Origin of the sequence: Pseudomonas saliphila, assembly GCF_008638345.1 — a bacterium.
In the GTDB taxonomy this organism is placed as follows: Bacteria; Pseudomonadota; Gammaproteobacteria; order Pseudomonadales; family Pseudomonadaceae; genus Halopseudomonas; species Halopseudomonas saliphila.
Genome location: NZ_VTVA01000019.1, coordinates 67,878 through 83,260 on the forward strand (window position 1 = coordinate 67,878; position 15,383 = coordinate 83,260).

Consider the following 15,383-nt stretch of genomic DNA (forward strand, 5'->3'; position numbering starts at 1 on the left):
CCTCCTTTTAGTTAGTCGCACTAAGGCTCTAGACCGACAGCAGGAGTGATGGGTGCGTGCTACCATCAGCGCAACGCTTCCCCGGCGCAATACCGGCAATAAGGAAACCAATGAATAGCCATTCCGCTACTGAAACCGACGGCATCAGCCTGCCGGATCTGATCGAAAAACAGCTGCAACAACAGGGCATCAGTTACCGTCTGCGTCCGGCGGGACAGGCCGAAACCACGCCCCGTCGGGTCCAGGCCTGCCTGTTGTCTGATGACGATGGCACCGTGTTGGCCCTGTTCCCGCGCGATCACCTGCTGGATCTCAAGCGTGTCGGCGAACTGCTCGGCCGCGAGCTCGAGCCGCTGCGTGACCAACGCCTGCAACGACTCCTGACCCAGCATCAGTTGCAGCAGTTGCCCGGCCTGCCGATGCTGTTCAACTCTCCGGCGATATTCGAACAAAGCCTTGGGGATGAACCTGTCGTATGGATGGACAGCGGCCTCCAGGGCTGGTGCCTCGAACTGGATCAGGCGGATGCCCGCCTCCTGATGGCGAAAGCCAGCTCCGGCCGCTTCTCGGTGCCGCTGAGTAGCCTGGCCAGCCTGCCTGACGATCCTGAGCAGGATAGTCAGGACTTCAGCAACGCCGTGCGCAATTTCACCGCACTGCGCATGCGCCAGCGCCTTGAAGAGACCATCGAGATTCCCCCACTGCCGCAGTCAGCGCAAAAAGTCATGAAGTTGCGGGTCAACCCCGATGCCAGCATCGAAGAACTCGCCGACGTGGTGGAAACCGATCCCAGCCTGGCAGCGCAGGTGGTCAGTTGGGCGTCATCGCCTTTCTACGCCGCGCCCGGCAAGATCCGCTCCGTCGAAGATGCCATCAGCCGGGTACTGGGTTTCGATCTGGTCATCAATCTGGCGGTGGGCCTGGCGTTGGGCAAGACGTTCACGTTGCCGCGCGACTCAGCGGAGCGCACGACGCCCTACTGGGAGCAGGCAATCTATACCGCTGCAGTGATTGAGGGACTGGCTCGGGCAATGCCGGTCGCCAAGCGTCCAGAGATGGGGCTGAACTATCTGGCGGGCTTACTGCACAACTTCGGGTATCTGGTGCTGGCGTATATCTTTCCACCGCACTTCAAGATGATCTGTCGTCATGTCGAAGCCAACCCGCATGTACCGCCGCATCTTGTCGACCAGCATCTGCTGGGTGTGACGCGCGACCAGATCGGCAGTTGGCTGATGCGCTACTGGGATATGCCGGCTGAAATATCCACCGCCATCCGCTACCAACACGATCCGGACTACCAGGGCGATCTGCATCTGTATGCCAATCTGGCATATCTCAGCCTGGCGCTGCTGAACGAAAGAGGAATAGGCAGCGGCTCTGAGATGAAGATTCCACCCGCACTGCTGGAACGGCTAGGACTGACTGCGGAAAGCGCTGCGAAGGCAGTGGACAAGGTGTTGGAAGCGCGCGACGCGTTGCGCACGCTGGTCAACGTCTACCAGCACGGCTGATATTGATGAGGCGTGGATAAAGCAGGTTCAGAGGAAAAACTGCGATCGGAGGCGCGCAGTGATAACACCGCAGCCTCCGACTACGACTCAATTAACCGAATCCTTTAGGCTTTTGCCTGGCTTGAAGGAAACGGTGTTACTGGCCTTGATCTGAACAGGTTCACCTGTCTGCGGGTTTTTCCCTGTACGGGCCCCTCGATGTCTCTGCAGAAAGGTCCCGAAACCAACCAGGGTGACGGTGTCTTTCTTGCTTAGCGCCTTGGTGATTTCATCGAGAACTGCATTAAGTACACGGCTTGCCTGTTCCTTGCTTAGGTCAGCCTTGTCGGCAATTGCCGCGGCGAGATCCGGTTTACGCATATAGAGCCTCGTTATCTGTTGTTGTTTTCCACCGCGTCCTTCGCAGCGGTGCCAGCTGGCCCGCCCCTCTCGGCCGACCTGCGCAGCCAGATCAGCATCGCAGAAGTAGCGGCTATGCGCCAGCCCTTGATTGTCCCGTCGGCGATAGGACACGTGTTTTTTCCGACAAAAGGCCGATAGTGCCCGGAACGAGCCGCTTTTTTGGGCGAAACGTCGAGAACCAGATCACGGAAAAACTGAAGGCACGATGAGATCACTGCGTACGGAAAGGCTCTAGCGTGGTGCTTTGATCACGAAAAGGGATTTCGTGTTGAGCGATCGGCCCGCAGCTGCTGATCAGTGCGGCGAGCCGACGCGTTGGCGGGCTGTGCTTAAACCAACCAGCCCGGGAGTTTGCGGTTCAGTTGCAATTTCTCCATTACCGCCGCACCGGTCAGTGCGTAGCCGTGCAGATTACCCTGCGAATCATGGAACAGCGCACGCTGATCGGATCCTTCACCGCTTATGCTCCATTCGCCCTCGGTAGCCGTCAGCGGGGGCGATACCACCAGGGGGCAGGCCGGCGTCTTGACCATGATCGGCATCGCACTGTAGCTGACTGCGGTCGGATTGCCCGTCAGCGTTTTGGCCAGCGCACGCGCACCGTTCATCAGCGGCATGACGTACATCAAACTCAGGGACGCCACCTCGGCACAATCGCCCAGCGCATAGATGTGCTCGGCCGACGTGCGCAACTGGCGATCAACGCTGATGCCCTTGGCGACCTCCAGTCCAGCGGCCTCAGCCAACTCACGGTTAGGTACCAGCCCGATGGCAGACAGCGCCTGCTCGGCCTCTATCCGGGTACCATCTTCAAGGGTGACGCGGACGCCGCTATCCGTTGCGGTCATCTGTTCGATACCCTTTCCAAGATGAAAGCGCACCCCCAGAGACTCCAGCGCAGTTCTGATCGGCGCTGCCACCTGCGATGGAATCAGACCGGCCATCAGCGTGCGATCCGGAGCAACCACCTGCACCTCATATCCGGCAGCGGCGAGGTCATTGGCGAATTCACAGCCAATCAGGCCAGCGCCGACAATCAGCACCGAACGTTTACCGGCAAGCGCCCGACGAAAGCGTGCATAGTCGGTCAGGTCGTTGATTGACAGTATGCGCTCACCGAGCGACTGCGCGCCCGGCAGACGCCGCGCCAGAGCACCGGTGGCCAGCACCAGATCGCTGTACTGTACCTGCCGATCACCGACCCTCAGGCTGCGGGTCGCCGGATCGATCGCATCGACCCGCGTCTGCACAAGGATTTCGGCATCAAGCTGAGCGGCCATCGCCGCTGCATCCTGCATCGCCAATTCATCGGCTTCCTTGCCCTTTGCGAAGCCGGTGGACAGCAGCGGTTTGGAATAAAAGCGGCCGTCGTCAGCGGTAATCAGCAGTAGCGGTCGGCGGGTGTCGAGCTTGCGAAACTCTTTTGCCAGGTTGTAGCCGGCCAGGCCGGTTCCGAGAATAACCAGCGGGGAAACATCAGACACAGTTTGAATCCTTAACAGAGGGTCAGCCGATCGAGATCATCTCGAAGTCTTCCTTGCCCACTCCACAATCGGGGCATTGCCAGTCAGCGGGCACATCTTCCCAGGCAGTTCCCGGCGCGATGCCGTCGTCCGGCCAGCCTTCGGCTTCGTCATAGATAAAACCACACACGATACATTGCCACTTTTTCATCAAGGGTTCCTGGTAACAAAAACTGGGTCGACACTACCGTAATCACCGCAGGACGCCAAGCGTAGGCACGGGCGCGTTGGTCGCAGCATTCGTGATAACCTTGCGGCACCATTCACCAGTAATTCGGCTACGACACGTGAGACTTCCTGATTGGCAGTGTGCCAACCGCCATCCCTGTAAACCCGCTGGAGTGTTGCTGGAGTGGCTGCAGAACGAGGGCTCACTGACCCAACGGCTCATCAACGCTGGCGATGATGATTTCAGGGTGGAATTGCTTGATCAGGGTCTGCAACCGGCACGCGCGGACGAGGCCAGGGCGCTGGGCCTGGAGTGCGGCAGCCAGGTGTGGGTGCGGGAAGTACTGTTGCATACCGCCGGCGCCCCACGGGTGTTTGCGCGCAGCGTCGCGCCATTGCAGGCACTCAGAGAATCGAAGGCAGATCTGACCAGTCTGGGCACCCGCAGCCTGGGCGAGCTGCTGTTTCGTGGCGATCTGGGTATCAGCCGCGGGCCGCTCGAGATCAGCCAATATCCCGCCGAGTGGCTGCCATCAGCCTGGCGCAGCGAAACCTGTTGGGCGCGGCGCTCGCGTTTTGGCGGCGGTCGCCTGCAGCTGCTGGTCTGCGAGGTATTTCTTGAAGGCTGGCCCCCGGCTGGCTGATCCGAACCAATGTTGTAGGGAGAACGACTTTGCTTGGCTTGTTGATCAGACCTTTTGGCCGCGTGCATCCGCGGGCCGATGATTTTATCCAGCTGATGCGTATGGATCGACCCATTGGCACCTATCTTCTGTTGTGGCCGACTCTCTGGGCCCTCTGGATAGCGGCTGAGGGTGTTCCTGACTGGTCGGTATTGGTGATATTCGTGCTCGGGGTTGTTTTCATGCGTGCCGCGGGCTGCGTCATCAATGATTTCGCCGACCGCAAGATTGACGGACATGTCCGCCGCACCACCCAGCGCCCCCTGGCAACCGGCCGTATCAGTTCACGCGAGGCATTGATGACCTTCGCGATACTGGTAGTCATAAGCGCTGCGCTGGTACTGCTGACCAACCGCATGACCATCCTGCTGGCCTTTGTCGCGGTTTTTCTCGCTGCCATCTATCCCTTCTGCAAGCGCTTCACCTTCTATCCGCAGGTGGTACTGGGCGCAGCCTTCTCCTGGGCGATCCCCATGGCCTTTGCCGCCCAGGCCGAAGCCCTGCCAAGCGCGTTGTGGCTGATCTTCCTGGCCAACCTGCTGTGGACGGTCGCCTACGACACCGAATACGCCATGTGCGACCGCGAAGATGATTTGCGTATCGGCGTGAAATCCACTGCCATCCTGTTTGGTGAGGCCGACCGACTTATCATCGGCGTGCTGCAGGGTCTGACGCTGATCTGTTTGCTGCTGGCGGGCGCCCGGTTCGATCTGGGCGTCTATTATCACCTTGGCTTGCTGGCCATGTTCATCAGCTTCGGCTGGCAACAATGGCTGATTCGCGAGCGCGAACCGCATGCCTGCTTCGTCGCTTTCCTGTCCAACCACTGGAGCGGGATGCTGGTATTCATCGGACTGGCCCTGGACTATTGGCTGGGCTAATCGAGGCCGCCCGCTGCGGTCACACAACTGCAACAAAAATGTTATCTAATCGACGCATGTTTCAATCCGCAACGGGACGGTAGATACCATGCAGGGAAAAACGATACTGATCGTCGATGATGAAGCACCTATCCGGGAAATGATCGCCGTCGCACTGGAGATGGCCGGTTACGAATGCCTGGAGGCGGACAACGCCCAGCAGGCGCATGCCAGCATTGTCGATCGCCAGCCCGACCTGATATTGCTCGACTGGATGCTGCCAGGCACCACGGGGATCGAGCTGGCACGCCGCCTCAAGCGCGACGAGATGACTGCAGACATCCCGATTATCATGCTCACCGCCAAGGGCGAGGAAGATAACAAGATCCAGGGCCTCGAAGTGGGCGCCGACGATTACATCACCAAACCCTTTTCTCCCCGTGAGCTGGTGGCACGTCTCAAGGCGGTCCTGCGCCGCGCAGGACCGGCTGACGCCGAGACACCACTGGAGGTCGACGGGTTGCGCCTGGATCCCGTCAGCCATCGGGTGACCATCGACGACGAAGCAGCCTTGATAGGGCCTACCGAGTATCGGCTACTGCTGTTCTTCATGACGCACCAGGAACGCGCTTACACCCGCGGCCAGTTGCTTGACCAGGTATGGGGTGGCAATGTCTACGTGGAAGAGCGCACCGTAGACGTGCATATCCGCCGCCTGCGCAAGGCCTTGGGCAGCCGCTACGAAAATCTCGTTCAGACAGTCAGGGGTACCGGATACCGGTTTTCCACCAAGGACTGAGGACGCGATCATGGAGCGGCTAAGCGACACAATCGTTATTACGGAGACGGAATTGACCACCAGCTGGCCCCGGGCGTTACTCGTCAGACTGTTCTGGCTGACTCTGATCTGTCTTCCCGTCGGCCTGCTCACCGGACACATTGCCTGGACGCTGGTGTTCGGGCTGGTGGTTTACGTCAGCTGGATGTTGCGCCAGCTCCTGCGCTTCCATAGCTGGCTGGCCGACAGTCGGGCGGGCGAACTGCCGGATGTCCGGGGCCTGTGGGGTGAAATCTTCAGTACCATACACCGGCAGCGCCAAGCTGCGGAGCGCCGCCAGCAAAGGCTGCAACGCGTGATTGATCAGATCCAGAACTCCACCGCCGCGCTCAGCGAAGCTGTGGTCATGATTGACCGGCAGGGGCGTCTGGAATGGTGGAACCCCTCAGCCGATCGCCTGCTGGGTCTGCGTAATCCCGCAGACAAGGGCCAGCACGTCACCAGCCTGATCCGCGATCCCCGCTTTGTGACCTATTACGAGACCGGCGCCCACAGCGAGCCACTGAATCTGGACTCGCCCACCAGCACGAATATTCATCTGCAATTCGCCATTACCCGATACGGTCAGGGCGAACGGCTGATGATCGTGCGCGACATCACCCGCCTGCATAACCTCGAATTGATGCGCAAGGATTTCGTCGCCAACGTGTCCCACGAGCTGCGCACGCCGCTGACCGTGGTGATCGGCTATCTGGAAACCCTGCTGGATGATGAGGAAGTATTGGCTTCGCGCTGGAGGCGCCCGATGCTGCAGATGCAACAGCAGGCCTCGCGGATGCACACGCTGCTGAATGATCTGTTGTTGCTATCGCGTCTGGAGACCACCGATACCACCCCTGATGAGGAGCCCGTGCTGGTACACGTGCTGCTCAGCCGTATCCGGGACGATGCACTGGCCTTTTCCAACGAACGCCACCACCGCATCACCTTGAGCATCGAAACCGAGCAGCCCCTCGCAGGCATTGCGGGAGAGCTGCGCAGCGCGTTTTCCAACCTGGTGTTCAATGCCGTGAAATACACGCCGGACGGCGCAGCGATACAGATACGCTGGTGGTCGGACGAGGCTGGAGCGCATATGAGCGTCACCGACGACGGGCCAGGTATCGCGCCGGAGCATCTCAGTCGGCTGACCGAACGTTTCTACCGTATCGATTCAAGCCGTAACAGCCATACCGGTGGTAGCGGCCTGGGGCTGGCCATCGTCAAGCACGTGCTGCTGCGTCATCAGGGCCGGCTGGAAATCGTTAGCGAAGAGGGCAAAGGCAGCTGTTTCACCTGCCATTTTCCGGCCAAACGCCTGGTACAGAGGGTTCAGGCGCTAGGGGAATAATGTTGCTGAGCGCTGCCCGTGGCGATCAGCCGTGACAAGTAGTCGAGCTTTTCCGGGTCCTGATCAACAAAGCGCAGCGTTACTTTTACCCACTCGCAATCCATCCGCGCTTCCATCGAGGCCACGGAGTGAATGTAGGCGTTTATCCGCGCCACCGAGCGGTCACTGTCCTGTTCCAGGTCCAGCACACCGCTTTCAAACACCTGCGGCATCTGTTCACCCCGGCGGATCACCACCAGCGCATCGCGCAGGCTGAGCGTCTTGATCACACATGGCAGCTGCCGTCCCGGCAAGCGCAACTGACCCTGACCGCGCGGCTGGGTAGCCACCGGGCCGGTTACCGGCTTGTCGCTTTCCGCAGGTATTGCCGGGGCGATCAATGGCGAGGGCGCGCTGGCAGGAGCACTGGAAGGAGTACTGATAGAATCACTTGCCAAAGCCTTGTGCCCGCCGGTGAGGTTAGCAATCGTACCCTGCGCGGTACCCGCGCTGGTCTGGGTCTGCCGACCCTCCAATAGTCCGAGCTTGCCGGCGCGCTGCAAGGCCTTGCGGACCTTGACCACCAGCTGTTCGTTACTGAATGGCTTGCCAATGTAATCGCTGACACCGGACTGGATGGCTTCGACCACATTTTCCTTGTCACCGCGGCTAGTCACCATGATGAAGGGTATGGCTGCAGAATCAGGTTGCCCTCTGAACCATTGCAGCAGTTCGAGTCCGTTCATCTCGGGCATCTCCCAGTCACACAGGATCAGATCAAAACTCACACGGCTGAGGATCTGCTGGGCCTTGCGTCCATCGACGGCCTCCTCTACCTGCACGCCGGGGAAATGGCTGCGCAGAGCCTTTTTCACCAGATCGCGGATGAAAGGGGCGTCATCAACTATCAGGACCGAGACTTTCGCCATGGGGATTCTCTATGAACGGGTACCCCCGCAGCTTACCGCAGAGTGATGGCAAACCCCAATCAGCGAAGAAGTCTTTCAAGCATTTAGCGTGCCGCGAAGGGAGCGGCTTAACAGGAAGGAGACACCCCATCTGCAGCGATGGCAGATGGGGCTATGGGTCAGACGCCCTGAATGGTGCCAGTGACCGCATTCAGGAACAGCTTCTGATAGGCTGCCGCATCCAGCTGGCGGGCGTTGGTGCGGGCGGTGACATCCTTGGCCGACATCTTGCCAACCAGCTCGGCCTGGCTCTCATCGACGCCGATTTCCGCTAAGGTGTGCGGAATGTCCAACTCTTTGCGCAGATCGAGCATCCACTGCATTACGCCGTCGAAGTTGGCCTGCTCCAGTCCCAGATATCGAGCCAGACGCGCAGCCTCTTCCTCGATGACCGGCCTGTTCGCCTCCATCACATAAGGCAGCATGATTGCATTGAGCAAGCCGTGGTGACTGTCATAGAGCGCGCCTACGCTGTGGGATACCGCATGAATGGCGCCCAGGCCGCGCTGGAACGCTGTTGCGCCCATGCTGGAAGCCACCATCATCTGCAGACGAGCGTGTATATCTGAGCCGTCAGCAGTCGCGCGCGGGAGAAACTCCTTGATCAGGCGAACGCCTTCCAGGGCAATGCCTTCGGCCATAGGGTGAAATACCGGCGCGAAAAAGGCTTCGATGTTGTGAGCCAGAGCGTCCATACCGGTGGCCGCAGTGAGCTTGGGCGGCAGACCTACCGTCAGTTCGGGGTCAAGGATCACGATTGGCGGCATCATGCGTGCATTGAATATGATGCGCTTGGTATGCGACTCCTCATCGGAAATCACCGCAGCCTGACCGACTTCCGAGCCGGTGCCGGCGGTGGTCGGTACGGCGATCAACGGCAGCATCTTGCTGACATCGACGGCGGCCGGGTTCTGGGCCTCCCAGAGCGTGCAGCTCTGGTGAGCGATCAAGGCAATTGCCTTGGCCGCGTCGATAGCGGAGCCGCCCCCAAAGGCAATCACGCCATCGTGGTCACCGTCCTTGAGCGCCGCCACGCCGTCAGCCACATTGCCGCCGGTCGGGTTGCCCTTCACGCCAGTAAACAAGCCGGGACGCAGGCCATGGTCGCGGCATTGTTGCAGTGCCTGTTCGACCATAGGCAATGCAGCCAGCCCGGGGTCCGTGACCAGCAGCGGCGCTTTCATACCCAGCTGGCCACAGCTTTTGGCCAGCTCGCTGATACGTCCGGCACCGACCTTTACCGCCGTCGGATAGTGCCAATTCATGCTGTAAGAGGTAATTTCCATGAGATCTCCGCTACTCTAATCAGGATTGAAACGTGATTAATTTTACAACCCTTGACCGCTAGATTGCTGCCATACGGGATACAAAATTTGAAATTGTCCCGAAACATACCTAAATTGAGGGATGAGGTCTATCTACTTGGTGCTATGCGACAACCTGGCGCTTGATTAAATTGAATCGCAGTGCAAACTGGCGGTCACAGAACGTACAATCTGCCGACACAACAAGCAGGACCTACCTGCAAAGAATTAGCCTTTGAGGATATGCCATGAAAAAGTTCTTGTTACCCCTTGCCATTGCTGGCGCACTGTTTTCCGCTCAGGCGGTTACTGCCCAAGAAGCAGCTGAAGGCGGCGAAGCCCTGTTCAAAAGCAAGCCCTGCGCAGCCTGCCATGCTGTCGACGCACAACTGGTTGGCCCTGCGCTGAATGCAGTTGCCGCTAAATATGCAGATGAAGAAAACGCTGTCGAGACCATCGCTGCCAACATCAAGAATGGCTCTTCCGGCCAGTGGGGCGCCATCCCTATGCCGCCAAACCAGGTCACCGATGACGAGGCCAAGCTGCTGGCTGAGTGGGTTCTGACCCTGAACTAAGCGTTACTGGTGTAAAAAGCCCGCGCCGATTTAATCGAAGCGGGCTTTTTTATGCGAACAAGCCAGTCAATGCCATTGAAACCTTGCAATAAAACCGCTCTACCCTGGCTGTTTCAGAGGAATCCAGGCGCGCGCGCGAGCTTCAACAGCAGCCGACCACGCTATTGCCACTTTGTTTCCACTGTCACAAAAGAGTCATCTTTCCTGGATATATTGGCTGCGTCGCCCAAGGTCAGCTGACGTTTCGCAGCGGCTTGCGACGAAAGTTAACTGACCTCGTGACCAACCTAAATGTGGACAGGATATTGACCATGAACAAAGCACTTACCGCCGCTTCCGTGACACTGATGTCCGGAATTTTAGCCGCACCCTTCGCTATGGCAGCTGAGACCGTTCAGGTAGATGGTTCCAGTACCGTTTTCCCGATTACCGAAGCTGTTGCCGAAGAGTTCCAGAAGGAAATGAAAGGCGACATCCGGGTGACCGTTGGCGTCTCCGGTACCGGCGGCGGCTTCAAGAAGTTCTGTAATGGTGAAACCGCCGCAACAGGTGCTTCGCGTCCGATCAAGAAAGAAGAAGCCGAACTGTGCAAGCAGAACGGTATCGAGTTCATCGAACTTCCGGTCTCCATGGACGCCCTTACCGTGGTCATCCACCCCGATAACGACTGGGCTACGAGCATGACGGTCGAAGAGCTGAAGAAAGTCTGGGAGCCGGAAGCTCAGGGCAAGATCACCAACTGGAACCAGATCCGTTCCTCCTTCCCTGACAAGCCGCTGCGCCTGTACGGTGCCGGTACAGACTCCGGAACCTATGACTATTTCACCGCTGCTGTCGTAGGCACCGAACATTCCAGCCGCGGCGATTTCACTGCCAGTGAAGACGACAACGTGCTGGTTCAGGGTGTCGCCAACGACCCGAGCGCCATGGGTTTCTTCGGTCTTGCCTACTATGAAGAGAACAAGGACAAACTGAACGCCGTAGCGATTTCCTGGAAAGGTAAAGACGCGGTATTGCCTTCCGTTGAAACCGCCGGTGATGGCTCCTACCAGCCGCTGTCGCGTCCGATCTTCATGTATACCAGCAAGAACAAGATGCAGTCAGAGCCGCACTCCATGAAGTTCATGGAATACTATCTGACGGAAGAAAAGTCCGCCGAGCTGGTGGAAGAAGTTGGCTATGTGCCAATGAGCACCGAGTCGTACCAGGCAGCCCTTCGCACCCTGAAGGAACTGGAAGTAGGCACCGCCTTCACCGGTTCTGAAATCGGCGTGAACGTTGTAGAGCTGCTCAGCCGCGACAAGCACTACTGAGTAGAACGGCTGTAGAGCAGGAGTGCGCCAGGTGGCGCGCTCTTGTTGCCGTTTCTGAATCCTGACCATCAGCAAGTTTTACTGCAGCAGGCCTATTATGCTTACCACGCCAGATGACCAGTTGCGAGCCGCCATTACGCCGACTCCCAACTTCCTGCGCAAGCGTGCACTGATCGACAAACTGGCGAGATGTATCCTGTTCGCCGCTGCCGCCGTATCCGTCTTCGTGACCATCGGCATTGTTTATATTCTGGTCAGCGAGTCGCTGTTTTTCTTCGACAACGTCTCGCTGAAGGAATTTCTGACGTCCACGACCTGGACACCCCTGTTTGCCGTACCGTCCTTCGGCATCTGGCCGCTACTCTCCGGTACGCTTACCGTTTCAGCCATTGCCCTGTCCATAGCCATTCCCCTCGGATTGCTGCTGGCGATCTACATGAGCGAGTACGCACCGCCAAAGGTGCGCGAATCAGTCAAGCCGGTGCTGGAAATGCTCGAAGGGGTGCCCACCATCGTTTACGGCTACTTCGCCCTGATGATGGTCACGCCGCTCTTGCAGACCTTTATCCCAGGGTTGCCCGGCTTCAACATGCTGTCGCCCGGTATCGTCATGGGCATCATGATCCTTCCCTATACCACTTCGCTAAGCGAAGACGCCATGCGCGCCGTCCCGCGAGAGCTGCGTGAAGGCGCCTACGCACTGGGATACTCACGCTTTTATACAGCGATCAAGGTCGTCATCCCGGCAGCGATTTCCGGCATTACCGCGGCCTTCATCCTCGCCATGTCCCGCGCTGTCGGGGAAACCATGGTGGTGGCGATTGCCGCAGGCCAGATGGCCAACTTCACCTTCAATCCGATGGAAGGCGCCGCGACCATCACCACCTTTATCGTGCAGGTCAGTCTCGGGGATGTGCGTCATGGCTCGATTGGCTACCAGTCCATTTTCGCAGTAGGTCTGGTGCTGTTCCTGATGACCCTGATGTTCAACGTCATCGGCTTCCTGCTGCGCCGCCGCTACCGTCTGGCTTATTGAGGTAAATCATGGCTACGTTAAATCAAACCATCAGTGACGCGCAGGCACACGCCTCGTTAGTGCGGCGCAATAAAAACCAGGACATCCTGATCGCCGGACTGGGCATGTTGATCCTGGTAATTGCCATTTCCACCCTGCTGGCGATGTTTCTGGACCTGTTCATTACCGGTCTGCCGCGCTTGCAGGATCCGGACTTCTACCTGAACTTCCCATCGCGCAAGGCGGAAGAGGCGGGCATCCTCTCGGCCTGGGTCGGCACCATTCTGGTGATGATTGTTACCGCCTGCATCTCGGTGCCTCTGGGCATCGCCGCAGGCGTCTACCTCGAAGAATATGCTGGCTCCAACTGGGTGACCGATCTGATCGAGATCAACGTCACCAACCTCGCCGGCGTCCCCTCGATCGTGTACGGGTTGCTGGCCCTGGGTCTGTTCATTTATGCCTTCGGCATGAGCGAGACGGTGCTGGTGGCGGGGCTGGTGTTATCGCTGCTGATTCTGCCGGTCATTATCGTGTCCACCCGGGAAGCCATCCGCTCGATACCGGAAGCCTACAAGGAAGCGGCCATCGGACTGGGCGCCGATCAGTGGCAAACCACCTACTCCTATATCCTGCCAGCGGCGCGCCCGGGCATCATTACCGGCGCCATTGTCGGTCTGTCACGGGCCATTGGGGAAACGGCACCGCTCATTACCATCGGTGCACTGACCTATATCGCGTTCCTGCCCAATGCGCCGGTCAGCGGCGACTTCCCATTCATCAACTTTGACTGGGTCACCAGCCCGTTCACGGTTATGCCGATCCAGATGTTCAGCTGGGTATCGCGTCCGCAGGCCGAGTTCCAGATCAACGCCGCGGCCGCCGGGGTTGTATTGATGGTGCTGACGCTGATGATGAACGCCATCGCTATCTACATTCGCTACAAGGTACGCCGCACGGACTGATACCCGTCCAAGGCGCCTCGTACATAGACGATTACGGAAAAAATATATGACTTCCTTCAGCAAAAGCACCGGCATGATGAAAAACCTGAGCAGCACCGCGACTCCGGTCGCGGCGAAGCGAACACACCACGCGCCACCGCCAGCCTCGGCCGGGCAGCAGGATACCTGGCTGCTGGAACCAACTGAGGATCTGCGCGCGCGGATCAGCAATCTCGAGTTCTGGTACGGCGACGGAACCCAGGCTATCCAGCAGCTCAGCATGCCCCTGGTAGACAAGCGCGTCACCGCGCTGATTGGTCCCTCGGGCTGCGGCAAGAGTACCTTCCTGCGCTGCCTGAACCGCATGCACGATCTGTACAAGGGCGTTAAATATGCCGGTGAGATCACCCTCATGCCGGAGAACGTCAACCTGATCGAGCTGGACCCGATGGCTGTCAGGCTGCGGGTCGGGATGGTGTTCCAGAAGCCCAACCCCTTCCCCAAGACCATTTATGAAAACACCATCGCCGGCCTGCGCATTCGCGGCATCAAGAAGCGCGCGGTACTGGATGAGATGGCCGAGAAATCCCTGCGCCAGGCGGCGCTGTGGGACGAGGTCAAGGATCGCCTGCATCAATCGGCCCTGAGCCTGTCCGGCGGCCAGCAGCAGCGTCTGTGTATAGCCCGGGCCCTGGCGGTACAGCCGGACATTCTGCTACTCGACGAGCCGACTTCGGCACTTGACCCAATCGCCACCGCACGCATCGAGGATCTGCTCAACGAGTTGGAAGGCCAGGTCACCATCCTGATGGTTACGCACAACATGCAGCAGGCGGCGCGTATCTCCAACTACACCGCCTATATGTACATGGGCCAGCTGGTCGAGTTCAACGAGACCGATGCGCTGTTCACCCGTCCCAAATGCCAGCGCACGGAAGACTATATTTCCGGCCGGTTCGGTTAATCAGGAGCCATTTACATGACAACAGATCGTGAAAGCCATTTAAAACATATCTCAAGCCGCTTCAATGCCGACCTGAGTCAGCTCAAGCAGGATCTGCTGGAAATGGGCGGCCTGGTTGAGCAGCAGCTGCGCCAGGCGGTCGAGGCGCTGATCAATAGCGATGTCGAACTGGCGCGCGAGGTCAAAGCCGGTGACAAGAAGGTCGATGCCATGGAACTGGCGATCGATGAAGAGGCGAGCCGCGTTATCGCCAAGCGTCAGCCCACGGCAAGCGATCTGCGCCTGGTGATGTCGGTGGTCAAGATGGTGGCGGATATCGAACGTATCGGCGACGAAGCCAAGAAGATCGCCAAGTTGACTATCGTGCTGGCGGAAGAGACCACCACGACCTGGGGACGGGTCGAGGTACGGCATATCGGCAACCTGGTCGCGGTCATGCTGCGGGATGCACTGGATTCCTTCGCCCGGTTCGATACCCAGGTCGCCCTGCAGGTTATGCGTGAGGACGACACCGTGGATAACGAATACCGCAGCGCCACCCGCACGCTGGTAACGCACATGATGGAAGACACCCGCAACATTACCCGCTGCCTGAACATCATGTGGGTACTGCGCTCGCTGGAGCGCGTGGGCGACCACGCCGGCAACCTCGCCGAGCAGGTCATCTACATGGTCGAAGGCACCGACGTCCGTCACGCCCCCATGGAAATCGCCGAGCGCGCAGTCGAAGGCCGCGGCTGAGCTCCACACCCCAAAACGAAACCATCCCCTTTCGCTGTACATCCCCCCTTTGTAAAAGGGGGCTAGGGGGATTGCTTTCCGACTCAAGATATTTCGCCAGACTGACTCAAGCTCGTTGTGGCCCGCCGAATCGAAGCCAGTCACCCACCAGCCGTCAGGATTACAAGACGCCGTGAACCCGTCTCTGGAGGCTTGGGTGCGGCTCGAACATCAAAACCAACAACCACGACGGACCCGTTCCCCCTTGGTAAAAGGGGGGCTA

The 15,383-nt window shown here is 58.8% G+C and carries 16 protein-coding genes; 11 read left to right on the forward strand and 5 right to left on the reverse strand.

Annotated features, from left to right (window positions below; all coding sequences use genetic code 11):
• Window positions 1-110: 110 nt before the first annotated feature.
• Window positions 111-1,514 carry an aminoacyl-tRNA deacylase and HDOD domain-containing protein gene (locus FHK95_RS17235; RefSeq protein ID WP_150305880.1) on the forward strand — a complete coding sequence of 468 codons (1,404 nt, stop codon included), beginning with the start codon at window positions 111-113 and terminating at the stop codon, window positions 1,512-1,514.
• An 87-nt stretch (window positions 1,515-1,601) separates the two neighbouring features.
• Here the strand turns inward: FHK95_RS17235 and FHK95_RS17240 are convergent, their stop codons facing one another.
• From FHK95_RS17240 to FHK95_RS17250, 3 genes are all read right to left on the reverse strand, one after another.
• Window positions 1,602-1,874, reverse strand: coding sequence for an HU family DNA-binding protein (locus FHK95_RS17240; protein WP_150305881.1), 273 nt, complete (start codon window positions 1,872-1,874; stop codon window positions 1,602-1,604).
• 371 nt (window positions 1,875-2,245) lie between these two features.
• Window positions 2,246-3,400: an NAD(P)/FAD-dependent oxidoreductase gene (locus FHK95_RS17245; RefSeq protein WP_150305882.1), complete on the reverse strand. Its 1,155-nt coding sequence runs from the start codon at window positions 3,398-3,400 to the stop codon at window positions 2,246-2,248.
• Between the two features lie 22 nt (window positions 3,401-3,422).
• Complete coding sequence (locus FHK95_RS17250) at window positions 3,423-3,590, reverse strand: rubredoxin (RefSeq protein ID WP_150299811.1); 168 nt, start codon at window positions 3,588-3,590, stop codon at window positions 3,423-3,425.
• 136 nt (window positions 3,591-3,726) lie between these two features.
• Here FHK95_RS17250 and FHK95_RS17255 point away from each other — a divergent pair, with 136 nt between their 5' ends.
• From FHK95_RS17255 to phoR, 4 genes are all read left to right on the forward strand, one after another.
• On the forward strand, window positions 3,727-4,251 hold the full coding sequence (locus tag FHK95_RS17255; protein WP_150305883.1) for a chorismate--pyruvate lyase family protein: 525 nt from the start codon (window positions 3,727-3,729) through the stop codon (window positions 4,249-4,251).
• A gap of 29 nt (window positions 4,252-4,280) precedes the next feature.
• Window positions 4,281-5,171 (forward strand): 4-hydroxybenzoate octaprenyltransferase, encoded by an 891-nt coding sequence (ubiA, locus tag FHK95_RS17260; protein WP_150305884.1) that lies wholly within the window; start codon window positions 4,281-4,283, stop codon window positions 5,169-5,171.
• An 88-nt stretch (window positions 5,172-5,259) separates the two neighbouring features.
• Window positions 5,260-5,949 carry a phosphate regulon transcriptional regulator PhoB gene (phoB, locus tag FHK95_RS17265; RefSeq protein WP_150305885.1) on the forward strand — a complete coding sequence of 230 codons (690 nt, stop codon included), beginning with the start codon at window positions 5,260-5,262 and terminating at the stop codon, window positions 5,947-5,949.
• A gap of 10 nt (window positions 5,950-5,959) precedes the next feature.
• Window positions 5,960-7,318, forward strand: a complete 1,359-nt coding sequence (phoR, locus tag FHK95_RS17270; RefSeq protein ID WP_150305886.1) for a phosphate regulon sensor histidine kinase PhoR — start codon at window positions 5,960-5,962, stop codon at window positions 7,316-7,318.
• On the opposite strand, the gene FHK95_RS17275 is transcribed toward phoR, so the two are convergent.
• Window positions 7,300-8,226: a response regulator gene (locus FHK95_RS17275; RefSeq protein WP_150305887.1), complete on the reverse strand. Its 927-nt coding sequence runs from the start codon at window positions 8,224-8,226 to the stop codon at window positions 7,300-7,302. The genes phoR and FHK95_RS17275 overlap by 19 nt on opposite strands.
• Before the next feature lie 158 nt (window positions 8,227-8,384).
• Window positions 8,385-9,551 (reverse strand): iron-containing alcohol dehydrogenase, encoded by a 1,167-nt coding sequence (locus tag FHK95_RS17280; protein ID WP_178114833.1) that lies wholly within the window; start codon window positions 9,549-9,551, stop codon window positions 8,385-8,387.
• A 266-nt stretch (window positions 9,552-9,817) separates the two neighbouring features.
• Here FHK95_RS17280 and FHK95_RS17285 point away from each other — a divergent pair, with 266 nt between their 5' ends.
• From FHK95_RS17285 to phoU, 6 genes are all read left to right on the forward strand, one after another.
• The gene (locus FHK95_RS17285) at window positions 9,818-10,144 is read left to right on the forward strand and encodes a c-type cytochrome (RefSeq protein WP_150305888.1); all 327 of its coding nucleotides are present in this window, start codon (window positions 9,818-9,820) and stop codon (window positions 10,142-10,144) included.
• A 311-nt stretch (window positions 10,145-10,455) separates the two neighbouring features.
• The gene (locus FHK95_RS17290; RefSeq protein ID WP_150305889.1) at window positions 10,456-11,457 is read left to right on the forward strand and encodes a PstS family phosphate ABC transporter substrate-binding protein; all 1,002 of its coding nucleotides are present in this window, start codon (window positions 10,456-10,458) and stop codon (window positions 11,455-11,457) included.
• A gap of 97 nt (window positions 11,458-11,554) precedes the next feature.
• Window positions 11,555-12,493, forward strand: coding sequence for a phosphate ABC transporter permease subunit PstC (gene pstC, locus FHK95_RS17295; RefSeq protein ID WP_150305890.1), 939 nt, complete (start codon window positions 11,555-11,557; stop codon window positions 12,491-12,493).
• Window positions 12,494-12,501: 8 nt separating this feature from the next.
• The gene (gene pstA, locus FHK95_RS17300) at window positions 12,502-13,437 is read left to right on the forward strand and encodes a phosphate ABC transporter permease PstA (protein WP_150305891.1); all 936 of its coding nucleotides are present in this window, start codon (window positions 12,502-12,504) and stop codon (window positions 13,435-13,437) included.
• 76 nt (window positions 13,438-13,513) lie between these two features.
• The gene (gene pstB / locus FHK95_RS17305; protein ID WP_150305897.1) at window positions 13,514-14,380 is read left to right on the forward strand and encodes a phosphate ABC transporter ATP-binding protein PstB; all 867 of its coding nucleotides are present in this window, start codon (window positions 13,514-13,516) and stop codon (window positions 14,378-14,380) included.
• Between the two features lie 15 nt (window positions 14,381-14,395).
• On the forward strand, window positions 14,396-15,121 hold the full coding sequence (phoU, locus tag FHK95_RS17310; protein WP_150305892.1) for a phosphate signaling complex protein PhoU: 726 nt from the start codon (window positions 14,396-14,398) through the stop codon (window positions 15,119-15,121).
• The last annotated feature ends 262 nt before the right edge of the window (window positions 15,122-15,383 follow it).

Bases quoted from the DNA above. Each gene is read 5' to 3' on its own strand.
- FHK95_RS17235 (WP_150305880.1), top strand. From the start codon at position 111: ATGAATAGCCATTCCGCTACTGAAACCGACGGCATCAGCCTGCCGGAT.
- FHK95_RS17240 (WP_150305881.1), bottom strand. From the start codon at position 1,874: ATGCGTAAACCGGATCTCGCCGCGGCAATTGCCGACAAGGCTGACCTA.
- FHK95_RS17250 (WP_150299811.1), bottom strand. From the start codon at position 3,590: ATGAAAAAGTGGCAATGTATCGTGTGTGGTTTTATCTATGACGAAGCC.
- phoB (WP_150305885.1), top strand. From the start codon at position 5,260: ATGCAGGGAAAAACGATACTGATCGTCGATGATGAAGCACCTATCCGG.
- phoR (WP_150305886.1), top strand. From the start codon at position 5,960: ATGGAGCGGCTAAGCGACACAATCGTTATTACGGAGACGGAATTGACC.
- FHK95_RS17275 (WP_150305887.1), bottom strand. From the start codon at position 8,226: ATGGCGAAAGTCTCGGTCCTGATAGTTGATGACGCCCCTTTCATCCGC.
- FHK95_RS17280 (WP_178114833.1), bottom strand. From the start codon at position 9,551: ATGGAAATTACCTCTTACAGCATGAATTGGCACTATCCGACGGCGGTA.
- FHK95_RS17285 (WP_150305888.1), top strand. From the start codon at position 9,818: ATGAAAAAGTTCTTGTTACCCCTTGCCATTGCTGGCGCACTGTTTTCC.
- FHK95_RS17290 (WP_150305889.1), top strand. From the start codon at position 10,456: ATGAACAAAGCACTTACCGCCGCTTCCGTGACACTGATGTCCGGAATT.
- pstC (WP_150305890.1), top strand. From the start codon at position 11,555: ATGCTTACCACGCCAGATGACCAGTTGCGAGCCGCCATTACGCCGACT.
- pstA (WP_150305891.1), top strand. From the start codon at position 12,502: ATGGCTACGTTAAATCAAACCATCAGTGACGCGCAGGCACACGCCTCG.
- pstB (WP_150305897.1), top strand. From the start codon at position 13,514: ATGAAAAACCTGAGCAGCACCGCGACTCCGGTCGCGGCGAAGCGAACA.
- phoU (WP_150305892.1), top strand. From the start codon at position 14,396: ATGACAACAGATCGTGAAAGCCATTTAAAACATATCTCAAGCCGCTTC.